At 41.3% G+C, this 16,519-nt stretch carries 15 protein-coding genes, 2 pseudogenes and 2 other annotated features; of the genes and pseudogenes, 14 read left to right on the top strand and 3 right to left on the bottom strand.

Annotated features, from left to right (window positions below; all coding sequences use genetic code 11):
* Positions 1 to 74 precede the first annotated feature (74 nt).
* The 10 genes from N8M09_RS07200 (at position 75) to trpA (ending at position 10,407) form a co-directional block, all read left to right on the top strand.
* On the top strand, positions 75 to 767 hold the full coding sequence (locus tag N8M09_RS07200) for a sugar transferase (protein ID WP_261064714.1): 693 nt from the start codon (positions 75 to 77) through the stop codon (positions 765 to 767).
* A gap of 42 nt (positions 768 to 809) precedes the next feature.
* Positions 810 to 2,039 (top strand): DegT/DnrJ/EryC1/StrS family aminotransferase, encoded by a 1,230-nt coding sequence (locus N8M09_RS07195; RefSeq protein WP_261064713.1) that lies wholly within the window; start codon positions 810 to 812, stop codon positions 2,037 to 2,039.
* 34 nt (positions 2,040 to 2,073) lie between these two features.
* Positions 2,074 to 2,303, top strand: a binding site (T-box leader).
* A gap of 66 nt (positions 2,304 to 2,369) precedes the next feature.
* Positions 2,370 to 3,548 carry a tryptophan synthase subunit beta gene (gene trpB, locus N8M09_RS07190; protein WP_261064712.1) on the top strand — a complete coding sequence of 393 codons (1,179 nt, stop codon included), beginning with the start codon at positions 2,370 to 2,372 and terminating at the stop codon, positions 3,546 to 3,548.
* Positions 3,539 to 3,770: a binding site (T-box leader), on the top strand. (Overlaps the previous gene by 10 nt.)
* 377 nt (positions 3,771 to 4,147) lie before the next feature.
* Positions 4,148 to 5,509 carry an anthranilate synthase component I gene (trpE, locus tag N8M09_RS07185; RefSeq protein WP_261064711.1) on the top strand — a complete coding sequence of 454 codons (1,362 nt, stop codon included), beginning with the start codon at positions 4,148 to 4,150 and terminating at the stop codon, positions 5,507 to 5,509.
* The gene (locus N8M09_RS07180) at positions 5,506 to 6,072 is read left to right on the top strand and encodes an aminodeoxychorismate/anthranilate synthase component II (protein WP_070842873.1); all 567 of its coding nucleotides are present in this window, start codon (positions 5,506 to 5,508) and stop codon (positions 6,070 to 6,072) included. Before trpE ends, N8M09_RS07180 begins: the two co-directional genes overlap by 4 nt.
* A gap of 10 nt (positions 6,073 to 6,082) precedes the next feature.
* Positions 6,083 to 7,087, top strand: a complete 1,005-nt coding sequence (gene trpD / locus N8M09_RS07175) for an anthranilate phosphoribosyltransferase (RefSeq protein ID WP_261064710.1) — start codon at positions 6,083 to 6,085, stop codon at positions 7,085 to 7,087.
* Positions 7,084 to 7,851 carry an indole-3-glycerol phosphate synthase TrpC gene (gene trpC, locus N8M09_RS07170; protein ID WP_261064709.1) on the top strand — a complete coding sequence of 256 codons (768 nt, stop codon included), beginning with the start codon at positions 7,084 to 7,086 and terminating at the stop codon, positions 7,849 to 7,851. The genes trpD and trpC overlap by 4 nt, the downstream gene beginning before the upstream one ends.
* The gene (locus N8M09_RS07165) at positions 7,838 to 8,437 is read left to right on the top strand and encodes a phosphoribosylanthranilate isomerase (RefSeq protein WP_261064708.1); all 600 of its coding nucleotides are present in this window, start codon (positions 7,838 to 7,840) and stop codon (positions 8,435 to 8,437) included. Before trpC ends, N8M09_RS07165 begins: the two co-directional genes overlap by 14 nt.
* Positions 8,415 to 9,638 carry a tryptophan synthase subunit beta gene (trpB, locus tag N8M09_RS07160; protein ID WP_261064707.1) on the top strand — a complete coding sequence of 408 codons (1,224 nt, stop codon included), beginning with the start codon at positions 8,415 to 8,417 and terminating at the stop codon, positions 9,636 to 9,638. Before N8M09_RS07165 ends, trpB (N8M09_RS07160) begins: the two co-directional genes overlap by 23 nt.
* Positions 9,631 to 10,407: a tryptophan synthase subunit alpha gene (gene trpA / locus N8M09_RS07155; protein WP_261064706.1), complete on the top strand. Its 777-nt coding sequence runs from the start codon at positions 9,631 to 9,633 to the stop codon at positions 10,405 to 10,407. Before trpB (N8M09_RS07160) ends, trpA begins: the two co-directional genes overlap by 8 nt.
* Here the strand turns inward: trpA and N8M09_RS07150 are convergent.
* Complete coding sequence (locus tag N8M09_RS07150; RefSeq protein ID WP_261064705.1) at positions 10,379 to 11,038, bottom strand: prepilin peptidase; 660 nt, start codon at positions 11,036 to 11,038, stop codon at positions 10,379 to 10,381. The two genes, trpA and N8M09_RS07150, sit on opposite strands and share 29 nt — an antisense overlap.
* A gap of 69 nt (positions 11,039 to 11,107) precedes the next feature.
* Between N8M09_RS07150 and N8M09_RS07145 the strand changes: the two genes are divergently transcribed.
* The gene (locus N8M09_RS07145) at positions 11,108 to 11,563 is read left to right on the top strand and encodes a GNAT family N-acetyltransferase (RefSeq protein ID WP_261064704.1); all 456 of its coding nucleotides are present in this window, start codon (positions 11,108 to 11,110) and stop codon (positions 11,561 to 11,563) included.
* 47 nt (positions 11,564 to 11,610) lie between these two features.
* Here N8M09_RS07145 and N8M09_RS07140 read toward each other — a convergent pair whose 3' ends face one another.
* On the bottom strand, positions 11,611 to 12,756 hold the full coding sequence (locus tag N8M09_RS07140; RefSeq protein ID WP_261064703.1) for a low temperature requirement protein A: 1,146 nt from the start codon (positions 12,754 to 12,756) through the stop codon (positions 11,611 to 11,613).
* Positions 12,757 to 13,056: 300 nt separating this feature from the next.
* Positions 13,057 to 13,899 carry an aldo/keto reductase gene (locus tag N8M09_RS07135; RefSeq protein ID WP_261064702.1) on the bottom strand — a complete coding sequence of 281 codons (843 nt, stop codon included), beginning with the start codon at positions 13,897 to 13,899 and terminating at the stop codon, positions 13,057 to 13,059.
* A 54-nt stretch (positions 13,900 to 13,953) separates the two neighbouring features.
* On the opposite strand from N8M09_RS07135, the pseudogene N8M09_RS11370 reads away from it, so the two are divergent.
* From N8M09_RS11370 to N8M09_RS07125, 3 genes and pseudogenes are all read left to right on the top strand, one after another.
* Positions 13,954 to 14,130 (top strand): annotated as a pseudogene (locus N8M09_RS11370) (T6SS immunity protein Tdi1 domain-containing protein); the annotation flags it as partial.
* Positions 14,122 to 14,573 (top strand): annotated as a pseudogene (locus N8M09_RS07130) (tyrosine-type recombinase/integrase); the annotation flags it as partial. The pseudogenes N8M09_RS11370 and N8M09_RS07130, both read left to right, overlap by 9 nt.
* Positions 14,574 to 15,224: 651 nt before the next feature.
* On the top strand, positions 15,225 to 16,514 hold the full coding sequence (locus tag N8M09_RS07125) for a DUF308 domain-containing protein (protein ID WP_261064701.1): 1,290 nt from the start codon (positions 15,225 to 15,227) through the stop codon (positions 16,512 to 16,514).
* Positions 16,515 to 16,519 lie beyond the last annotated feature (5 nt).

The following is a 16,519-nucleotide window of genomic DNA, read 5'->3' as shown; positions in this document are numbered from 1 at the left end:
TCACCGCCTTTTCTATTTTGTGGTATAATGAAAAATGTTGACAAATAGTATAATAAAAACAAAGGAGAAACAGCATGCTGAAATGGGAAGACTTGCCCGTGGAAATGAAATCAAGCGAGGTTGAGTCTTACTACCAGCTTGTCTCTAAAAGGAAGGGTTCGCTGATTTTCAAGCGTTGTTTGGACTGGGTTTTGGCCTTGGTTGTACTGGTTCTGACCTCTCCCATCTTTCTCATTTTGAGCATTTGGATCAAGTTGGATAGCAAGGGGCCAGTGATTTACAAGCAAGAGCGCGTGACCCAGTATAACCGTCGGTTCAAGATTTGGAAGTTCCGTACCATGGTGACGGATGCGGATAAAAAAGGAAGTCTGGTGACTTCAGCTAACGATAGTCGTATTACCAAGGTTGGTAATTTCATCCGCCGTATCCGTTTGGACGAACTGCCTCAGTTGGTCAATGTTCTTAAAGGTGAGATGTCCTTTGTTGGGACAAGGCCTGAAGTGCCACGTTACACAGAGCAGTATAGCCCTGAAATGATGGCGACCTTGCTCTTGCCAGCAGGAATTACCTCTCCAGCTAGCATCAACTACAAGGATGAGGACACTATTATCAGTCAAATGACGGAGAAAGGTCTGTCGGTTGACCAAGCCTATGTCGAACATGTCCTTCCTGAAAAGATGCGCTATAACCTTGCCTATCTCCGAGAATTTAGTTTCCTTGGAGACATCAAAATCATGTTTCAAACCGTGTTTGAAGTGCTAAAATAAAGTAGTCATAAGAAAATGAGTACAGATAAAAGGAGCAAATCAATGCCAAATTACAATATTCCATTTTCACCACCCGATATTACGGAAGCAGAAATTGCTGAAGTAGCGGATACCCTGCGTTCTGGTTGGATCACAACAGGTCCTAAGACAAAAGAACTGGAGCGTCGCTTGTCTCAATATACACAGACGCCTAAGACTGTCTGTCTTAACTCTGCAACTGCCGCTCTTGAGTTGATTTTACGTGTGCTTGAAGTGGGTCCTGGAGATGAAGTCATCGTTCCAGCTATGACTTATACAGCTTCATGTAGTGTCATCACTCACGTAGGAGCAACCCCTGTCATGGTGGATATCCAAGCAGATACGTTTGAGATGGACTATGACTTGCTTGAGCAAGCTATCACTGAAAAAACCAAGGTGATCATCCCAGTAGAGCTTGCAGGGATTGTTTGTGACTACGACCGTTTGTTCCAAGTAGTGGAGAAGAAACGTGACCTCTTTACTGCGTCAAGCAAGTGGCAAAAAGCCTTTAACCGTATTGTGATTGTCTCTGATAGTGCCCATGCTTTGGGATCTACTTATAAAGGACAACCAGCTGGTTCTATCGCTGACTTTACTTCTTTCTCATTCCATGCCGTTAAGAACTTTACAACGGCAGAAGGTGGAAGTGCGACTTGGAAAGCCAATCCAGCGATTGATGACGAAGAGATGTACAAGGAATTCCAAATTCTTTCCCTTCATGGTCAAACTAAGGATGCCCTTGCCAAGATGCAACTGGGCTCATGGGAATACGATATCGTCACACCAGCCTACAAGTGCAATATGACAGATATCATGGCATCACTTGGATTGGTACAATTGGATCGTTACTCAAGTTTGCTTGGTCGTCGTAAGGATATCGTGGATCGCTATGATCGTGGTTTTGCAGGTTCTCGCATCCATCCTTTGGCACACAAGACTGAAACTGTCGAATCTTCACGCCACCTCTACATCACCCATGTAGAAGGAGCAAGCTTAGAAGAACGCAATCTTATCATCCAAGAATTGGCCAAAGCAGGAATTGCAAGTAATGTCCACTACAAACCGCTTCCGCTCTTGACAGCCTATAAGAATCTTGGCTTTGATATGGCGAATTATCCTAAGGCCTATGCCTTCTTTGAAAATGAAATTACGCTCCCTCTTCATACTAAACTAAGCGATGAAGAAGTGGACTATATCATTGAGACTTTCAAAACAGTTTCTGAAAAAGTACTAGCTTCATCAAAAAAATTGTAAAAAAGTCTTGACAAAGGAAAAACAAAGTATTAAAATAAGTTCAATAAATCAGAAAAGTAACTATTTTTGATCTTCAGGGAGCCTGTGGTGATTGTGAACAGGTGGTTGGAAGTAGTGAAAGTGGGCTGATTTTAAAAATGAATTTGAAACAATGAAAATTCGGTGCGCACACCTTACAGTGCAACTTGTTGTTAGACAAGGCAGAGATGTAAAGGGATAGTCTCTTTATAATTGAGGTGGCACCGCGTTACCAACGCCCTCACATGGAAGTATATTCTGTGTGTGGGCTTTTTTCATATCTTGAAATCAATACTGAAAGAGGAAAATTTTATGACAACTAAAGGTTATTTTGGACAATTTGGTGGTAGTTTCGTACCGGAGCCGATTCAGGCTTTGTTGGATGAGTTGGAAGTGACATTTGAAAAGTACAAGGATGATCCAGAATTTTTGGCAGAATTTCGTCATTACTTAAAGGACTATTCAGGTCGCGAAACACCGCTCTATTTTGCAGAAAGTTTGACAGAGCACCTAGGTGGAGCTAAGATTTATCTCAAACGTGAAGACCTGAACCACCTTGGTTCTCACAAACTCAACAATGTTTTAGGACAAATTCTTCTTGCTAAACGTATGGGCAAAAAACGAGTGATTGCGGAAACAGGAGCTGGTCAACATGGTGTTGCGACAGCAGCGGCTGCAGCCAAGTTTGGTATGGCCTGTGATGTCTACATGGGGGCAGAGGATGTGGAGCGTCAACGTCTCAATGTTTTCCGTATGGAGATGATGGGAGCAACTGTTCACGCAGTTGAAACTGGAACGCGTACCCTTAAGGATGCGGTTGATGCAGCCTTTGGAGCATGGATGAATGACCTTGAAGCCTTCTACGTTTTGGGATCTGCTGTGGGACCTCACCCATATCCAACCATTGTTCATGAGTTCCAAAAGGTCATCAGTGAAGAATCTCGCCGTCAAATCTTAGAAAAAGAAGGCCGTTTACCAGACTACGTTATTGCCTGTGTAGGTGGTGGCTCTAATGCCATCGGTGCTTTTTCTCAGTATGTGGCTGATGAAGAAGTCAAATTGGTTGGGGTTGAAGCTGCTGGTCACGGACTTGATACAGACAAGCACGCAGCTACTATGACAAAAGGTAGTATCGGAATTGTCGACGGCATGAAGACTTATGCAGTCTTTAAGGAAGATGGAGAGCTGGCTCCAGTTTACTCTATCTCAGCTGGATTGGACTATCCAGGGGTTGGCCCAGAACACGCCTACTTCAAGGATTCAGGTCGCGTGGAATATGGGGCTACGACAGACGAAGAAGCGGTTCAAGCTCTCCTCCTTCTCAGCAAGACTGAAGGAATTATCCCAGCGATTGAAAGTTCGCACGCTATCGCAGAAGCAGTTAAACGTGCACCGAAACTAAGTAAAGACGACATTATCATCATCAATGTCTCTGGTCGTGGAGACAAGGACGTAGCTGCGATTGCAGACTACCTAGAAGCTAAAAAATAATAGATGGAAAAATTACAGTCTTTTCTCTCACAGAGAGCTTGTGGTTGCTGGAAACAAGCAGAGAAAGCTGTAAGGTTGGGTCCATTTGAAATAAGAGAAAAAAACATAATTCTCAAGGGAGTGCCCTTTATCGCACAGCCTGTTACAGGAGCTTTCTGAGACAGGAATGAGAGATAGGAGAAATCCTATAATTGAGGTGGCACCGCGAATTTCGTCCTCACGCAAGTTATTTTGCGTGGGGATTTTTATATGTCTATTATAGGTTCAGCTGTTTAGTTTTAGATTATTGTTCATTATTAAATAGATTGCTACAAAAAATTTGCGAACGAAGTGAGCTTTTAAAAGATATTTCCCGCCATGGTGGTATCCTATAGAAGCAAATATGCTTCTATAGGACGGAATTTTTGAGAGTAAAATAGTTCGGGGAACTATTTTAGCCTGAGCCTAGAAATGAATGAGCGAGGAGCTCAAAAATTAGGTCTTTCATTTAATGGATTTCTAAAATCATCCACTGGATAATTTTACCTCCCGTCCGCACTATTTAAGGGAAATAGAAAAAGATAAAAAATTAAAAATAAGGAACTGAAAGGGAAATTACAATGGAACGAATCATTCATGGAGATGTCTTATCACCAATCTTGGCTTATATGCGCCTAAAGGGGCAACACAAGGTTATCTTAGAGAGTATTCCAAGAGACAAGGAAACAGCTCGTTTTTCTATCCTAGCTTATAATCCAGTTTTTGAGATTAAGTTTGAAAATGGAGTTCTTTATCAAAATGGTCAAGTGATTGATCGGGATCCCTTGGATTTCCTTTATCAAGTGACTCATAAGAGCCAACACCACTCAGATCTACCTTTTGGTGGTGGGGCAATTGGTTTTGTTGGTTACGATATGATTTCGCTTTATGAAGAAATTGGTCACATTCCTGAAGATACAATTGGAACGCCAGACATGCATTTCTTCGTTTATGAGAGTTACATGGTCTTTGACCACAAGAAGGAAAAAATTCATGTCGTCGAGGATGCTCTCTATAGTGAGCGTAGTCAAGAAGAATTGGAAAAAGCCTTGAACCAAGTGCTTGAGGAATTACGCATTCCTGCTCCAAATGAATTTGAAGACTTGGATCTATCTCCGTTAGACTTCAAACCGCATATCGCTCCTCAGAAGTTTGAGGAAATGGTGGAAACAGCTCGTGACTTGATTCGAAATGGTGACATGTTCCAATGCGTGCTCAGTCAGCGCTTCTCAGCAGAAGTTACTGGGAATCCATTTGACTTCTACAGAAATCTCCGCGTGACTAATCCTTCTAATTACCTTTATTTCTATGATTTTGGGGATTATCAAATCATCGGAGCTAGTCCAGAAAGTTTGGTTTCTGTCAAAAATGGCATCGTGACAACCAATCCGATTGCAGGGACACGACCAAGAGGAGCTACGGATGAAGAGGACAAGACTTTGGCGACAGACCTGCTTTCTGATGAGAAGGAAACAGCAGAGCATCGGATGTTAGTAGACTTGGGTCGTAATGATATTGGCCGCATCTCTGAAACGGCCAGTGTCCAAGTCACCAAGTATATGGAAGTGGAGCTCTTCCGTTATGTTATGCATTTGACCAGCGTGGTCAAGGGGCGTTTGCTTCCAGAACTCACTGCTATGGATGCTTTGAAAGCAACACTTCCTGCTGGAACTGTTTCTGGAGCACCAAAAATTCGAGCGATGAGACGCATCTATGAACTGGAAACGGAAAAACGGGGCGTATACGCAGGAGCAATCGGCTACTTGTCTGCGACGGGTGATATGGATTTTGCCATCGCCATCCGAACTATGATTCTCAAAAATCAAACAGCCTATGTGCAGGCTGGGGCAGGGATTGTCTACGACTCCATCGCCCAAAACGAATACCAAGAAACCATTAACAAGGCTAAATCTATGACTAGAATTGGAGAACTAAGACCATGATTTTATTGATTGACAACTATGATTCTTTTACCTATAACTTGGCGCAGTACATTGGGAATTTTGCAGAAGTTCAGGTTTTGAGAAATGATGATCCCAAGCTGTATGAAGAAGCTGAAAAAGCAGATGGTCTGGTCTTTTCTCCTGGTCCTGGTTGGCCAGTTGATGCTGGAAAGATGGAAGACATGATTCGTGATTTTGCTGGCAAGAAGCCGATTTTAGGGATTTGTTTGGGCCACCAAGCTATCGCAGAAGTCTTTGGTGGTAAGTTAGGTTTGGCTCCAAAAGTCATGCATGGGAAACAGAGCAATATCAGCTTTGAAGCGCCATCTGTTTTGTATCAAGGCATCGAGGATGGTCGTGCAGTCATGCGTTACCACAGTATTTTAATTGAAGAAATGCCAGAAAACTTTGAAGTGACAGCTCGTTCGACTGATGACCAAGCCATAATGGGGATTCAACACAAAAACCTACCGATTTATGGCTTCCAGTACCATCCAGAGAGCATTGGAACGCCAGATGGCTTGTCTTCTATTCGGAATTTTATCGAGAAGGTTGTAAAGTGAGGAAACTAGGATGAAAGAGATTATTGAAAAACTAGCAAAATTTGAAAATTTATCAGGTGTGGAAATGACGGATGTCATTGAGCGTATTGTAACTGGGCGTGTTACTGAGGCGCAGATTGCTTCTCTTCTTTTGGCTCTTAAGATGAAGGGGGAAACACCTGAAGAACGCACAGCCATTGCCCAAGTCATGAGAGGACATGCCCAACATATTCCAACTGAAATTCATGATGCTATGGACAACTGTGGTACAGGTGGGGACAAGTCTTTCAGCTTTAACATCTCTACAACTGCAGCCTTTGTCTTGGCTGGTGGCGGTGTTCACATGGCAAAACACGGTAACCGTTCGATTTCTTCTAAATCTGGTTCTGCAGATGTCCTTGAAGCCTTGGGCATCAACCTAGACCTCAAACCAGCTGAACTAGGTAAGGTCTTTGATAAAACTGGAATCGTCTTTCTCTTTGCTAAAAATATGCACCCAGCCATGAAATACATCATGCCAGCTCGTTTGGAACTAGGAATTCCAACGATCATGAACTTGACTGGTCCACTGATTCATCCAATGGCTTTGGAAACACAGCTTCTTGGAATTAGTCGTCCAGAACTTCTAGAAAGTACAGCTCAGGTTTTGAAAAATATGGGTCGTAAACGTGCCATCGTGGTTACTGGACCAGAAGGATTGGATGAAGCTGGTTTGAATGGAACAACCAAGATTGCTCTTCTTGAAAATGGCGAAATCACCTTGTCAAGCTTTACTCCAGAGGATTTGGGAATGGAACGTTACGCTATCGAAGATATTCGTGGAGGCAATGCTCAGGAAAATGCAGAAATTTTGCTTAGCGTTCTTAAAAATGAACCAAGTCCATTCTTGGAAACTACAGTTTTAAATGCTGGTCTTGGTTTCTATGCTAATGGTAAGGTAGATAATATCAAGGATGGAGTTGCCTTAGCTCGTCAAGTGATTGCTAGTGGCAAGGCCCTTGAAAAACTCAGACTGTTACAGGAGTACCAAAAATGAGTCAGGAATTTTTAGCACGAATTTTGGAGCAGAAAGCGCGTGAGGTTGAGCAGATGGAGCTGGAGGAAATTCAGCCCCTGCGCCAGACCTATCGCTTGGCTGACTATCTAAAACAACACCAAGACCGTCTACAGATAATCGCTGAAGTTAAGAAGGCTAGCCCTAGTCTGGGAGATATCAATCTCGATGTGGATATTGTGCAACAGGCCCAGACTTATGAAGAAAACGGAGCAGTGATGATTTCTGTTCTGACAGATGAAGTTTTCTTTAAAGGACATTTGGATTATCTACGGGAGATTTCCAGTCAGGTACAGATTCCAACGCTCAACAAGGACTTTATCATCGATGAAAAGCAAATCATCCGCGCTCGAAATGCAGGTGCGACAGTCATCTTGCTCATTGTGGCAGCCTTGTCAGAAGAACGTCTTAAGGAACTTTACGACTATGCGACAGAGCTTGGCTTGGAAGTCTTGGTGGAGACCCACAATCTAGCTGAACTAGAGGTGGCATACAGACTTGGTGCTGAGATTATCGGGGTCAATAATCGTAATTTGACCACCTTTGAAGTTGACTTGCAGACCAGTGTAGACTTGGCCCAGCACTTTAAGGAAAATCGCTACTACATTTCTGAATCTGCTATTTTCACAGGGCAGGATGCGGAACGAGTAGCACCATACTTTAACGGAATTTTGGTGGGAACAGCTCTCATGCAGGCAGAAGATGTAGCCCAGAGAATCAAGGAGTTGCAGATTGACAAAGGTTAAAATTTGCGGATTATCGACCAAAGAAGCGGTGGAAACAGCCGTATCAGCAGGAGTCGACTACATCGGTTTTGTCTTTGCACCTAGTAAAAGACAGGTGACTTTGGATCAGGCTGCCGAGCTGGCAAAGCTTATTCCTGCAGATGTCAAAAAGGTTGGTGTGTTTGTTTCACCAAGTCGGGCAGAACTGCTAGAAGCGATTGACAAAGTTAGTTTGGACTTGGTTCAAGTTCACGGTCAGGTGGCAGATGATTTGTTTGAGAATTTGCCTTGTGACAGTATTCAGGCTGTGCAGGTGGATGGAGAGGGACATGTCCCTAATTCTCAGGCAGATTATTTACTCTTTGATGCCCCTGTGGCTGGGAGTGGCCAGACCTTTGACTGGGGTCAACTGGATACGATGGAATTAGCTCAGCCTTTCTTTATAGCAGGTGGGCTTAAGGAAGACAATGTAGCAAAAGCAATTCAACACTTTACTCCCTATGCAGTCGATGTATCGAGCGGAGTGGAGACAGATGGACAAAAAGATCAGGAAAAGATTAGAAGATTTATAGAGAGGGTAAAGCATGGCATATCAGGAACCAAATAAAGATGGATTTTACGGAAAATTCGGTGGACGTTTTGTCCCAGAAACATTGATGACGGCAGTTTTGGAGTTGGAGAAGGCTTATCGTGAAAGTCAGGCAGACCCAAGTTTCCAAGAGGAATTGAACCAACTTTTGCGCCAGTATGTGGGACGTGAAACTCCTCTTTACTACGCAAAAAACTTGACCCAGCATATCGGCGGAGCCAAGATTTATCTCAAACGTGAAGACCTTAACCATACAGGGGCCCACAAGATTAACAATGCCTTGGGACAAGTTTTGCTTGCCAAACGCATGGGTAAAAAGAAAATTATCGCTGAAACAGGTGCTGGTCAGCACGGTGTGGCAACTGCAACTGCTGCAGCCCTCTTTAACATGGAATGTACCATCTACATGGGTGAGGAAGATGTTAAACGCCAAGCCCTCAATGTGTTCCGTATGGAGCTTTTGGGAGCTAAGGTTGAGGCAGTGACAGACGGTTCGCGCGTGCTCAAGGATGCGGTCAATGCAGCTCTTCGTTCATGGGTGGCAAATATCGACGACACCCACTATATCCTTGGTTCTGCCTTGGGGCCTCATCCTTTCCCAGAAATCGTTCGTGACTTCCAAAGTGTCATCGGTCGAGAAGCTAAACAACAGTACCGTAACTTGACAGGACAAGATCTGCCAGATGCTTTAGTAGCCTGTGTTGGTGGTGGTTCTAATGCCATCGGGCTCTTCCATCCCTTTGTAGAAGATGAGTCAGTAGCTATGTATGGAGCTGAAGCAGCAGGACTTGGTGTAGACACAGAGCACCACGCAGCGACTTTGACTAAGGGTCGTCCGGGTGTCCTTCACGGTTCTCTCATGGATGTGCTCCAAGATGCCCATGGTCAAATTCTTGAAGCCTTCTCTATCTCAGCAGGTTTGGACTATCCTGGTATCGGTCCAGAACATTCTCACTACCACGATATCAAACGTGCCAGCTATGTTCCTGTGACAGACGAAGAAGCCTTGGAAGGATTCCAACTCTTGTCTCGTGTGGAAGGGATTATCCCAGCCTTGGAATCTAGCCATGCTATCGCTTTTGCAGTGAAATTGGCCAAAGAACTCGGTCCAGACAAGTCCATGATTGTCTGTCTATCAGGTCGTGGGGACAAGGATGTGGTTCAAGTCAAAGACCGCTTGGAAGCAGACGCAGCAAAGAAGGGAGAAGCTCATGCCTAAGACACTAACAGAAAAATTAAACGTTATAAAAGCAGCTGGAAAAGGAATTTTCGTTCCCTATATCATGGCTGGAGACCACGAAAAAGGTTTGGATGGACTAGGAGAAACAATCCACTTTTTAGAAGATTTGGGTGTCTCTGCCATTGAAGTGGGCATTCCCTTTTCAGATCCTGTCGCAGATGGACCTGTTATCGAAGAAGCTGGCTTGCGCAGTTTAGCCCACGGGACTTCGACACAAGCTTTGGTTGAAACCTTGAAAACCATTGAAACAGAGGTTCCGCTGGTCATCATGACCTACTTCAACCCCCTCTTTCAGTACGGTGTGGAGAACTTTGTCAAAGATTTGGCAGATACAGCGGTTAAAGGCTTGATTATCCCAGACCTGCCTCATGAGCATGCCAACTTTGTAGAACCATTTTTGGCAGATACAGATATCGCCTTGATTCCTCTAGTTAGTTTGACGACAGGAATTGAACGCCAGAAAGAGTTGATTGATGGTGCAGAAGGATTCGTCTATGCGGTTGCCATCAATGGGGTGACAGGGAAATCTGGCAATTACCGTGCAGACTTGGACAAGCACTTGGCACAACTTTATCAAGTGGCTGACATTCCAGTCTTGACAGGTTTTGGTGTATCAAGTCAGGCTGATGTAGAACGCTTCAATGCGGTATCAGATGGCGTTATCGTTGGTTCGAAAATTGTAAAAGCTCTCCACCAAGGAGAGCAGATTGAGGACTTTATCAAACAAGCAGTAGCTTACCAAAAATAATCACGTAAGCAGAAAGTAAGAGGAAAGGCACGAAAGGAAGTCTTTCCTTTTTCTTTTGCAGGAGAAAGGCCAGGATGCCCGTCGCAGAAGCGAACTGAATCAAGATGAGTAACTCGGTTGCGCTAAATACGAGAGCGCAAGAAGCTAAAAAGAGAAAATCCCCTGCTCCCATGCGGATATCGATAAAATGAGCCACAATTCCAAGGACAAGGAAGAAGACCATGACCAGATTCCAACCAGAGGAAGCCATGAGGATTAGGTGGAAAGTCATCCAGACCAGTAGGGGATATTCCTGATGGCGAAAGTCGTAGATGCCCAAGGTCAAACCAGCGGTGATTAGGATGACTTGTCCCAAGGAAAGGAAGTCCCAAGAGTAAGATAGAAATAGGAGACCTAATCCTAGTTCAAAAAGGGCATACCAGACTGGATAAGGAGCCTTGCAGTAGCGACAGTGAAAGCGATTGAGAACTTGCGAGAGAATCGGAATCAAATCTAAGGGGCGCAAGGGAGTCTGACAGGAATCGCAGTGACTAGCTGGACTGATAATGGATTGCTCAGGAAAACGGTCAATGACCAAACCAAGAAAGGAAGCGAGAATGCTCCCGACAAGAAAAAAATAAATATCAATCATACTTATCTATTCGTAAAAAATGAGAGAAGTAGTATAATAAAGAAACATAGATAAGATGGTGAGGAAAAGATGACAATTCGTTTTGAAGAAAAGGTGAGCACAGAAAACGCTCAACGCGTATGTCAATGGTCCAATTCCTTTGGCAAAGTCTTTCAAGAACAATGGATGGGAACAATGATTCCTTTTCCCTTGACAATTCAAATCTTGCAAGATTTGGAAGGAGTCTTTTCTATCTTTGATGGACCAGAGTTTGTGGGGCTTATCCAGAAAATCAGGCTAGAAGACAGGAATCTTCATATCGGACGGTTTTTAATCAATCCCCAGAAACAGGGGCAAGGCTTAGGTAGTCAGGCCTTAAGGAAATTTGTTAGTTTGGTCTTTGAAAATGGAGACATAGATAGTATTTCTCTAAATGTCTTCGAGGCAAATCAGGCAGCCAAGCATCTTTATCAAAAAGAAGGATTTGAAATCGTTAAAACCATTGAAGCACCTGTACGAAAATACCTTATGAAAAAGTTTAGATAGAAAGCAAAAAAGCCTTGGTTCCAAGGCTTTTTAATGTTATAAACTCATTAAAATAACTCCCAGTTAGATTTGGAATATTTTTTATTCTGTGTCATATAAAAATAAATAAAATGAATGGCTATAGCTAGAGCTAAAATGGTTGTTATACTCACTACTATTATAGGATTAGAAGCAAAGATTAAAGAGAGAATAAAGGCAGCCAGATAGAGTGTCGCTTGGACACAGTAGTAACTTTTCGAATAGCGAAGATAGTGTTTGTTATAGGGCCCATTTACTAGGACAGCAGCTTGAAAGAGGCCAAATCCGATATAAGAGAAGCTGGTTGCAAAGAGACGATTAGCTTCAGGATTCTGAAGAAAACTCATCGATACAGTCATCATCATAAGTCCAATGAAAATAGGATAGTGACTGTAAATTAGAAATAGTCCCTTTTGATTAGATTTTTCATCAATAGCATGGTCGAATTGACCAAAATAAAACAAGAACAGAGAAAGCATAATAATGAAATAAAGAACCGAATAAATCGAGAAATTCTCGATTGTAAAGAAGTTAGCTAGCTCCGTAATCATCTCTCCAAACATAATAATGACAAGAAGGGAGATGCGCTCGATTAAATGGGGGAGATTTACCTGGTAATGCTTATCTTTATTAAGCAAGATACTTGGCATAATAAATGTTAGCAGAATACTAGTAAATAAGATATAGACTCCAAGGTAAATAGGAAGAAGAGCTGTTAGATAGACTCCTAAACTTCCTAGACCTGTTATCCATAGAAAACCTTTGATACTTTCCCGATTAACATCATCGGTTGATTTTCTAAAAAATTCAACCAAATATTGAAAAAATAAGGTAAGGGTTAATGTACCAATAGCCCAACAGAGATAATGAAAATATTGTTGCCAATCAGGTCCAATCATATTGGCTATAAAGAGTAAAATTCCCATTTTGATAAACATGATTACTATGTTAAATAAAGAGTTCTTTCCATAGCGATTGGTATAATCGGTTTGAATCATCCAGGAATCGATGAGAACCAAAGTAGCAATGAGAAAATCAAGGAAAGAATTCCAAGTCAAAATACCGTTATGAAGATGGTCAATTAAAGTAGTTACTTTTGAAATTGCAAAAACAAAAACTAAGTCATAAAAAAGTTCTGAAAATTCTACACGTTTATGTTTAATAAGAGTTGTCATCTTAAGACCTTTCTATTTTAGAAGTACAATTTATTATAACAGAAAATGGTAATGAGAGAAAAGGATATGCTTAAATAACTTTATGTGGCGCGAATTGTCAAAACTTTGGAACATATTTACCTCATGTACCAGCTTACAGGCGGAATGTTTGACGATTGATAATGAAGTACGTGTATTTTGAGGCAAAAGATTTCGAGACTCCATTACGTAACTCCCATCTATAAAAAAATGATTGTTTCATTATAGCAAATCTAAAGAAACACGCTAAAAAGCAACCCTAACGAGTTGCTTAATATCCTATTAAAAATTAACTGTGTCAGGATCATCCTGAGTTTTGATGCCTTGAATCTTATCCAAGACTGCCATATCTTCCTCTGATAAGTCGAAGTCGAAGATATCCAAGTTACCTTTTACATTTTTAGGTGTCACAGACTTAGGTAGTGGCAAGAAACCTTTTTGAAGGCTCCAACGTAGAGCAACTTGTGCCACAGATTTACCGTTACGTTTAGCCACTGCTTCAACATCTTTATTTCCAAAAATGCTACCTGTACCTAGTGGACTATAGGCTTCAAGAAGGATATCGCGCTCTTGGCAATAGGCAACTAAGTCTTCTTGGTTACAACCTGGAGCCAAGAGGATTTGATTGACATGTGGAACAATTTCAGCTGTTTCAATAAGAGCTTCTAGGTGGTGTTGCATAAAGTTAGACACACCGATAGCACGCACCTTACCTTCTTTGTAGGCTTCTTCCATAGCCTTCCATGCACCCGCATTGCCAGCCTTCCAATCATCATTCTCACGAAGCGCCTTTGGATTAGGCCAATGGATAAGTAAAAGATCCAAATAATCCACACCAAGTCTTTCGAGAGACTCATCGATAGAAGTCTTAGCTAACTCGTAATCATGCTTATCATTCCAAAGTTTGGTAGTTAGGAAAATATCCTCACGTGCCAAATTACTATCAGCAATCGCTTTACCTACAGAAACCTCGTTACCGTAAATTTGTGCGGTATCAATATGTGTGTAACCCGCCTTAAGTGCGAAGCTAACACTGTTATAGGCTTCTTCGCCTTCAGCAATTTGCCAAGTTCCAAAACCAATTTTAGGAATAGCAACCCCATTTGCAAGTGTATATGTTTCCATGATTTTCACCTTTTCTTTTTTTAATAGTACTATCTTAAAGAAGATAAGGCAAAAATGCAAAGATTTGCTACGGATATTATTATGAATAGTTCCTTACTTCTTTTTCCGCTGTTGGTAACAGCCTTTGGAGATATTATTACTTGGGAAAAGAATGAATTTGTTGGTATTGTAAAATACAATCTTCAAGACTGCGACATTATTATCAAGAGCCTGAAATATTTTATTCAGTATTATAGGAGGTTTAATACCCTTTCTCATAAATTTGTCCCTCCAAAAACAAAACGTCTATTCGGATGGTACCGATAGACGAAGAATGTATTAAGATATTACAAGTCCTAAAAATTGAACAGGAGAAGGCCAATAAAGAGCTAGGAATCAAGAATAGGTATAAAATGATTTTTCAGCATTATGGATATGCCTACGATGTTCCAGATATTGCAACAGTCAATAAAGCTATAAAAGTAATGTTGAAGGAATTGCAAATTTCTCCATTGATTACTACCAAAGGAGCTAGACACACTTATGGTAGTTATCTATGGCACAATAATATTGATTTGGGAGTTATTGCGAAAATTTTAGGACACAAAGATATCTCTATGCTGGTTGAAGTTTATGGTCACACATTGGAGGAAAAAATTAGTGAGGAATTTATGGCTGTGAAAAGTTTGTTGTAAAAACACGGCAAATTGCACGACAATTTTTAAAAGGAAAGCAAAAAAAGCCTTGAAACCAAGGATTTTCCTGTTGTATTTAGATGCCCCCTACAGGGATTTGGAAAGGACTTTCATATTGAGAGCAATTAAAAATATTGAAATATAAGTGATTTTAGGTATTTTCAATGTCATGATTTAAAAATGGGACAAAAGTGGGGCAAAAACCATACAGATTCTAAACTGTATGGTTCTTTTTTTATCTAACCAAGAAAGGTTAAAACTTATTAAAACAAATGCAATCAACTGTTGAAAACTTTTTAGTCCGTGTAATATAAAAACAAGTAAAAAGTTGAACTATAGGGAATATTGTGTCATAATAGGTAATAGATGAATAATTAATAGATTGGAAATAATGCTTTCTTACCTTAACAAGTTGAATTGGTTATACATTTTTTCGTCGCAATTGTGTCTATCTCTCGAGTTTAGCTAGTTTTTATAAGCTCTGGTTTCTAATCAATATAACAAATTTTAGAAGTGCATAAGACAAGATGGTGACATTACTACAGTCATTTCTAGTCACCATATGTTGCTGGCACAGGCTGTTTGTAGTGTTGGCTATTTACTAGTCAGTTTAATCGGAGTGTTTAATTTTTATTGTTGAAAGGTTTTTATATGGCGAAAATTCTATCTTTAGGTCTGACAGGTAAGAAATTACTTGCTCAGGGGTTCTTGTTTGTTCTGCTAGGTCTCATCTTGATGGTCACGGGGACTTGGTTGCCAGTAAAGGTTATTCGACTGGTTCTGTTTTTAGCTTGGATAGCAACGGTCTTAGATTTAGTATTACGTATTTTCAAAAAAAGTCAGTCAACGGACACCTTGGGAGTTGCACTGGTTAAATTGTTAGTGCTGGGATATTTGCTTGGCTCCAATCTTGCGACGGATGTGCCGATTTATATTTTGGCTCTTGTGATTGGAGTTTATCAGATTTTTCATGCTAGTATTAACCTTGTCACCTATGTTCTCTACCGCAAAAACAAAATTCGACCTCGTTTTCGTCTCTTACTAGATGGACTCGTACTAGTTTTTCTTGGTGGGACTAGTCTTTTGTCCTCTACAGGAAATTCTGTCTTTCAACTCTTTGTATTAGGGGCTTATTTTTTCCTTTATGGTGTGTCCAATATCCGTGATGGTTTCTTGTTTGAGGAGGAAATTGGGAAAAACCATCTCAAACGTCGCATTAGAATTAGCTTACCTATTGTCCTAGCCGCTCTCATCCCTGCAAGAACTTTAGCAAAAATCAACAAATTCATGCAGGAAAATGCTGATGAGAGAGAGGATATCCATCTTGGAATGGTGAAGTTTGGTAAGACAGCGGTGCTTGAAATTTTTGTTCATACAGCTGAGACCTCTCTGTTTTCGGCAATTGGTCATGTGGATATCTGCTATCAAGGCCGTGTTATTTCTTATGGCAACTATGATCCGTCTTCTGAGACCTTATTTGGCATGGTAGGAGATGGTGTCTTATATTTCTGTGATCGTGACAAGTACATTGACCTATGTAAACGTGAGAGTCAAAAAACGCTTTTTGGTTATGGGATAGATTTGACGCCTGAAATGGAAAAAGCAGTTCAGAAAAAGTTGGCTGAATTGAAACAACTGACGATTCCATGGGAGCCAAGTGCAGATAAAATCATGACAGGTGATGGTAAGGAAGACTACACCTACGCTTATAAAATCAGACATGAGACAGATGGGGAACTTTATAAATTTATCAAATCTAAGTTTAAATCCTACTTTGTCTTATCTACAAACTGTGTGCTCTTGGCTGATACCATAGTCGGTCAGGCTGGCACCGATATCCTCTCACCCAAAGGATTTATCGCTCCAGGAACTTACCAAGCCTACCTTAATCGAGAGTTTGAAAAACCAAATAGTATAGTCGTATCTAAACATGTTTATTAAGGAGA

It is taken from the genome of Streptococcus mitis (assembly GCF_946190375.1).
Classification (GTDB): domain Bacteria; phylum Bacillota; class Bacilli; order Lactobacillales; family Streptococcaceae; genus Streptococcus; species Streptococcus mitis_CJ.
Note: the sequence above shows the minus strand (reverse complement) of the source record. Positions and strands in the feature narration are given on the sequence as shown.

Excerpts from the sequence above, each read along its gene's own strand:
- N8M09_RS07200 (WP_261064714.1), top strand. The coding sequence starts at position 75 with ATGCTGAAATGGGAAGACTTGCCCGTGGAAATGAAATCAAGCGAGGTT.
- N8M09_RS07195 (WP_261064713.1), top strand. The coding sequence starts at position 810 with ATGCCAAATTACAATATTCCATTTTCACCACCCGATATTACGGAAGCA.
- trpB (WP_261064712.1), top strand. The coding sequence starts at position 2,370 with ATGACAACTAAAGGTTATTTTGGACAATTTGGTGGTAGTTTCGTACCG.
- trpE (WP_261064711.1), top strand. The coding sequence starts at position 4,148 with ATGGAACGAATCATTCATGGAGATGTCTTATCACCAATCTTGGCTTAT.
- N8M09_RS07180 (WP_070842873.1), top strand. The coding sequence starts at position 5,506 with ATGATTTTATTGATTGACAACTATGATTCTTTTACCTATAACTTGGCG.
- trpD (WP_261064710.1), top strand. The coding sequence starts at position 6,083 with ATGAAAGAGATTATTGAAAAACTAGCAAAATTTGAAAATTTATCAGGT.
- trpC (WP_261064709.1), top strand. The coding sequence starts at position 7,084 with ATGAGTCAGGAATTTTTAGCACGAATTTTGGAGCAGAAAGCGCGTGAG.
- trpB (WP_261064707.1), top strand. The coding sequence starts at position 8,415 with ATGGCATATCAGGAACCAAATAAAGATGGATTTTACGGAAAATTCGGT.
- trpA (WP_261064706.1), top strand. The coding sequence starts at position 9,631 with ATGCCTAAGACACTAACAGAAAAATTAAACGTTATAAAAGCAGCTGGA.
- N8M09_RS07150 (WP_261064705.1), bottom strand. The coding sequence starts at position 11,038 with ATGATTGATATTTATTTTTTTCTTGTCGGGAGCATTCTCGCTTCCTTT.
- N8M09_RS07145 (WP_261064704.1), top strand. The coding sequence starts at position 11,108 with ATGACAATTCGTTTTGAAGAAAAGGTGAGCACAGAAAACGCTCAACGC.
- N8M09_RS07140 (WP_261064703.1), bottom strand. The coding sequence starts at position 12,756 with ATGACAACTCTTATTAAACATAAACGTGTAGAATTTTCAGAACTTTTT.
- N8M09_RS07135 (WP_261064702.1), bottom strand. The coding sequence starts at position 13,899 with ATGGAAACATATACACTTGCAAATGGGGTTGCTATTCCTAAAATTGGT.
- N8M09_RS07125 (WP_261064701.1), top strand. The coding sequence starts at position 15,225 with ATGGCGAAAATTCTATCTTTAGGTCTGACAGGTAAGAAATTACTTGCT.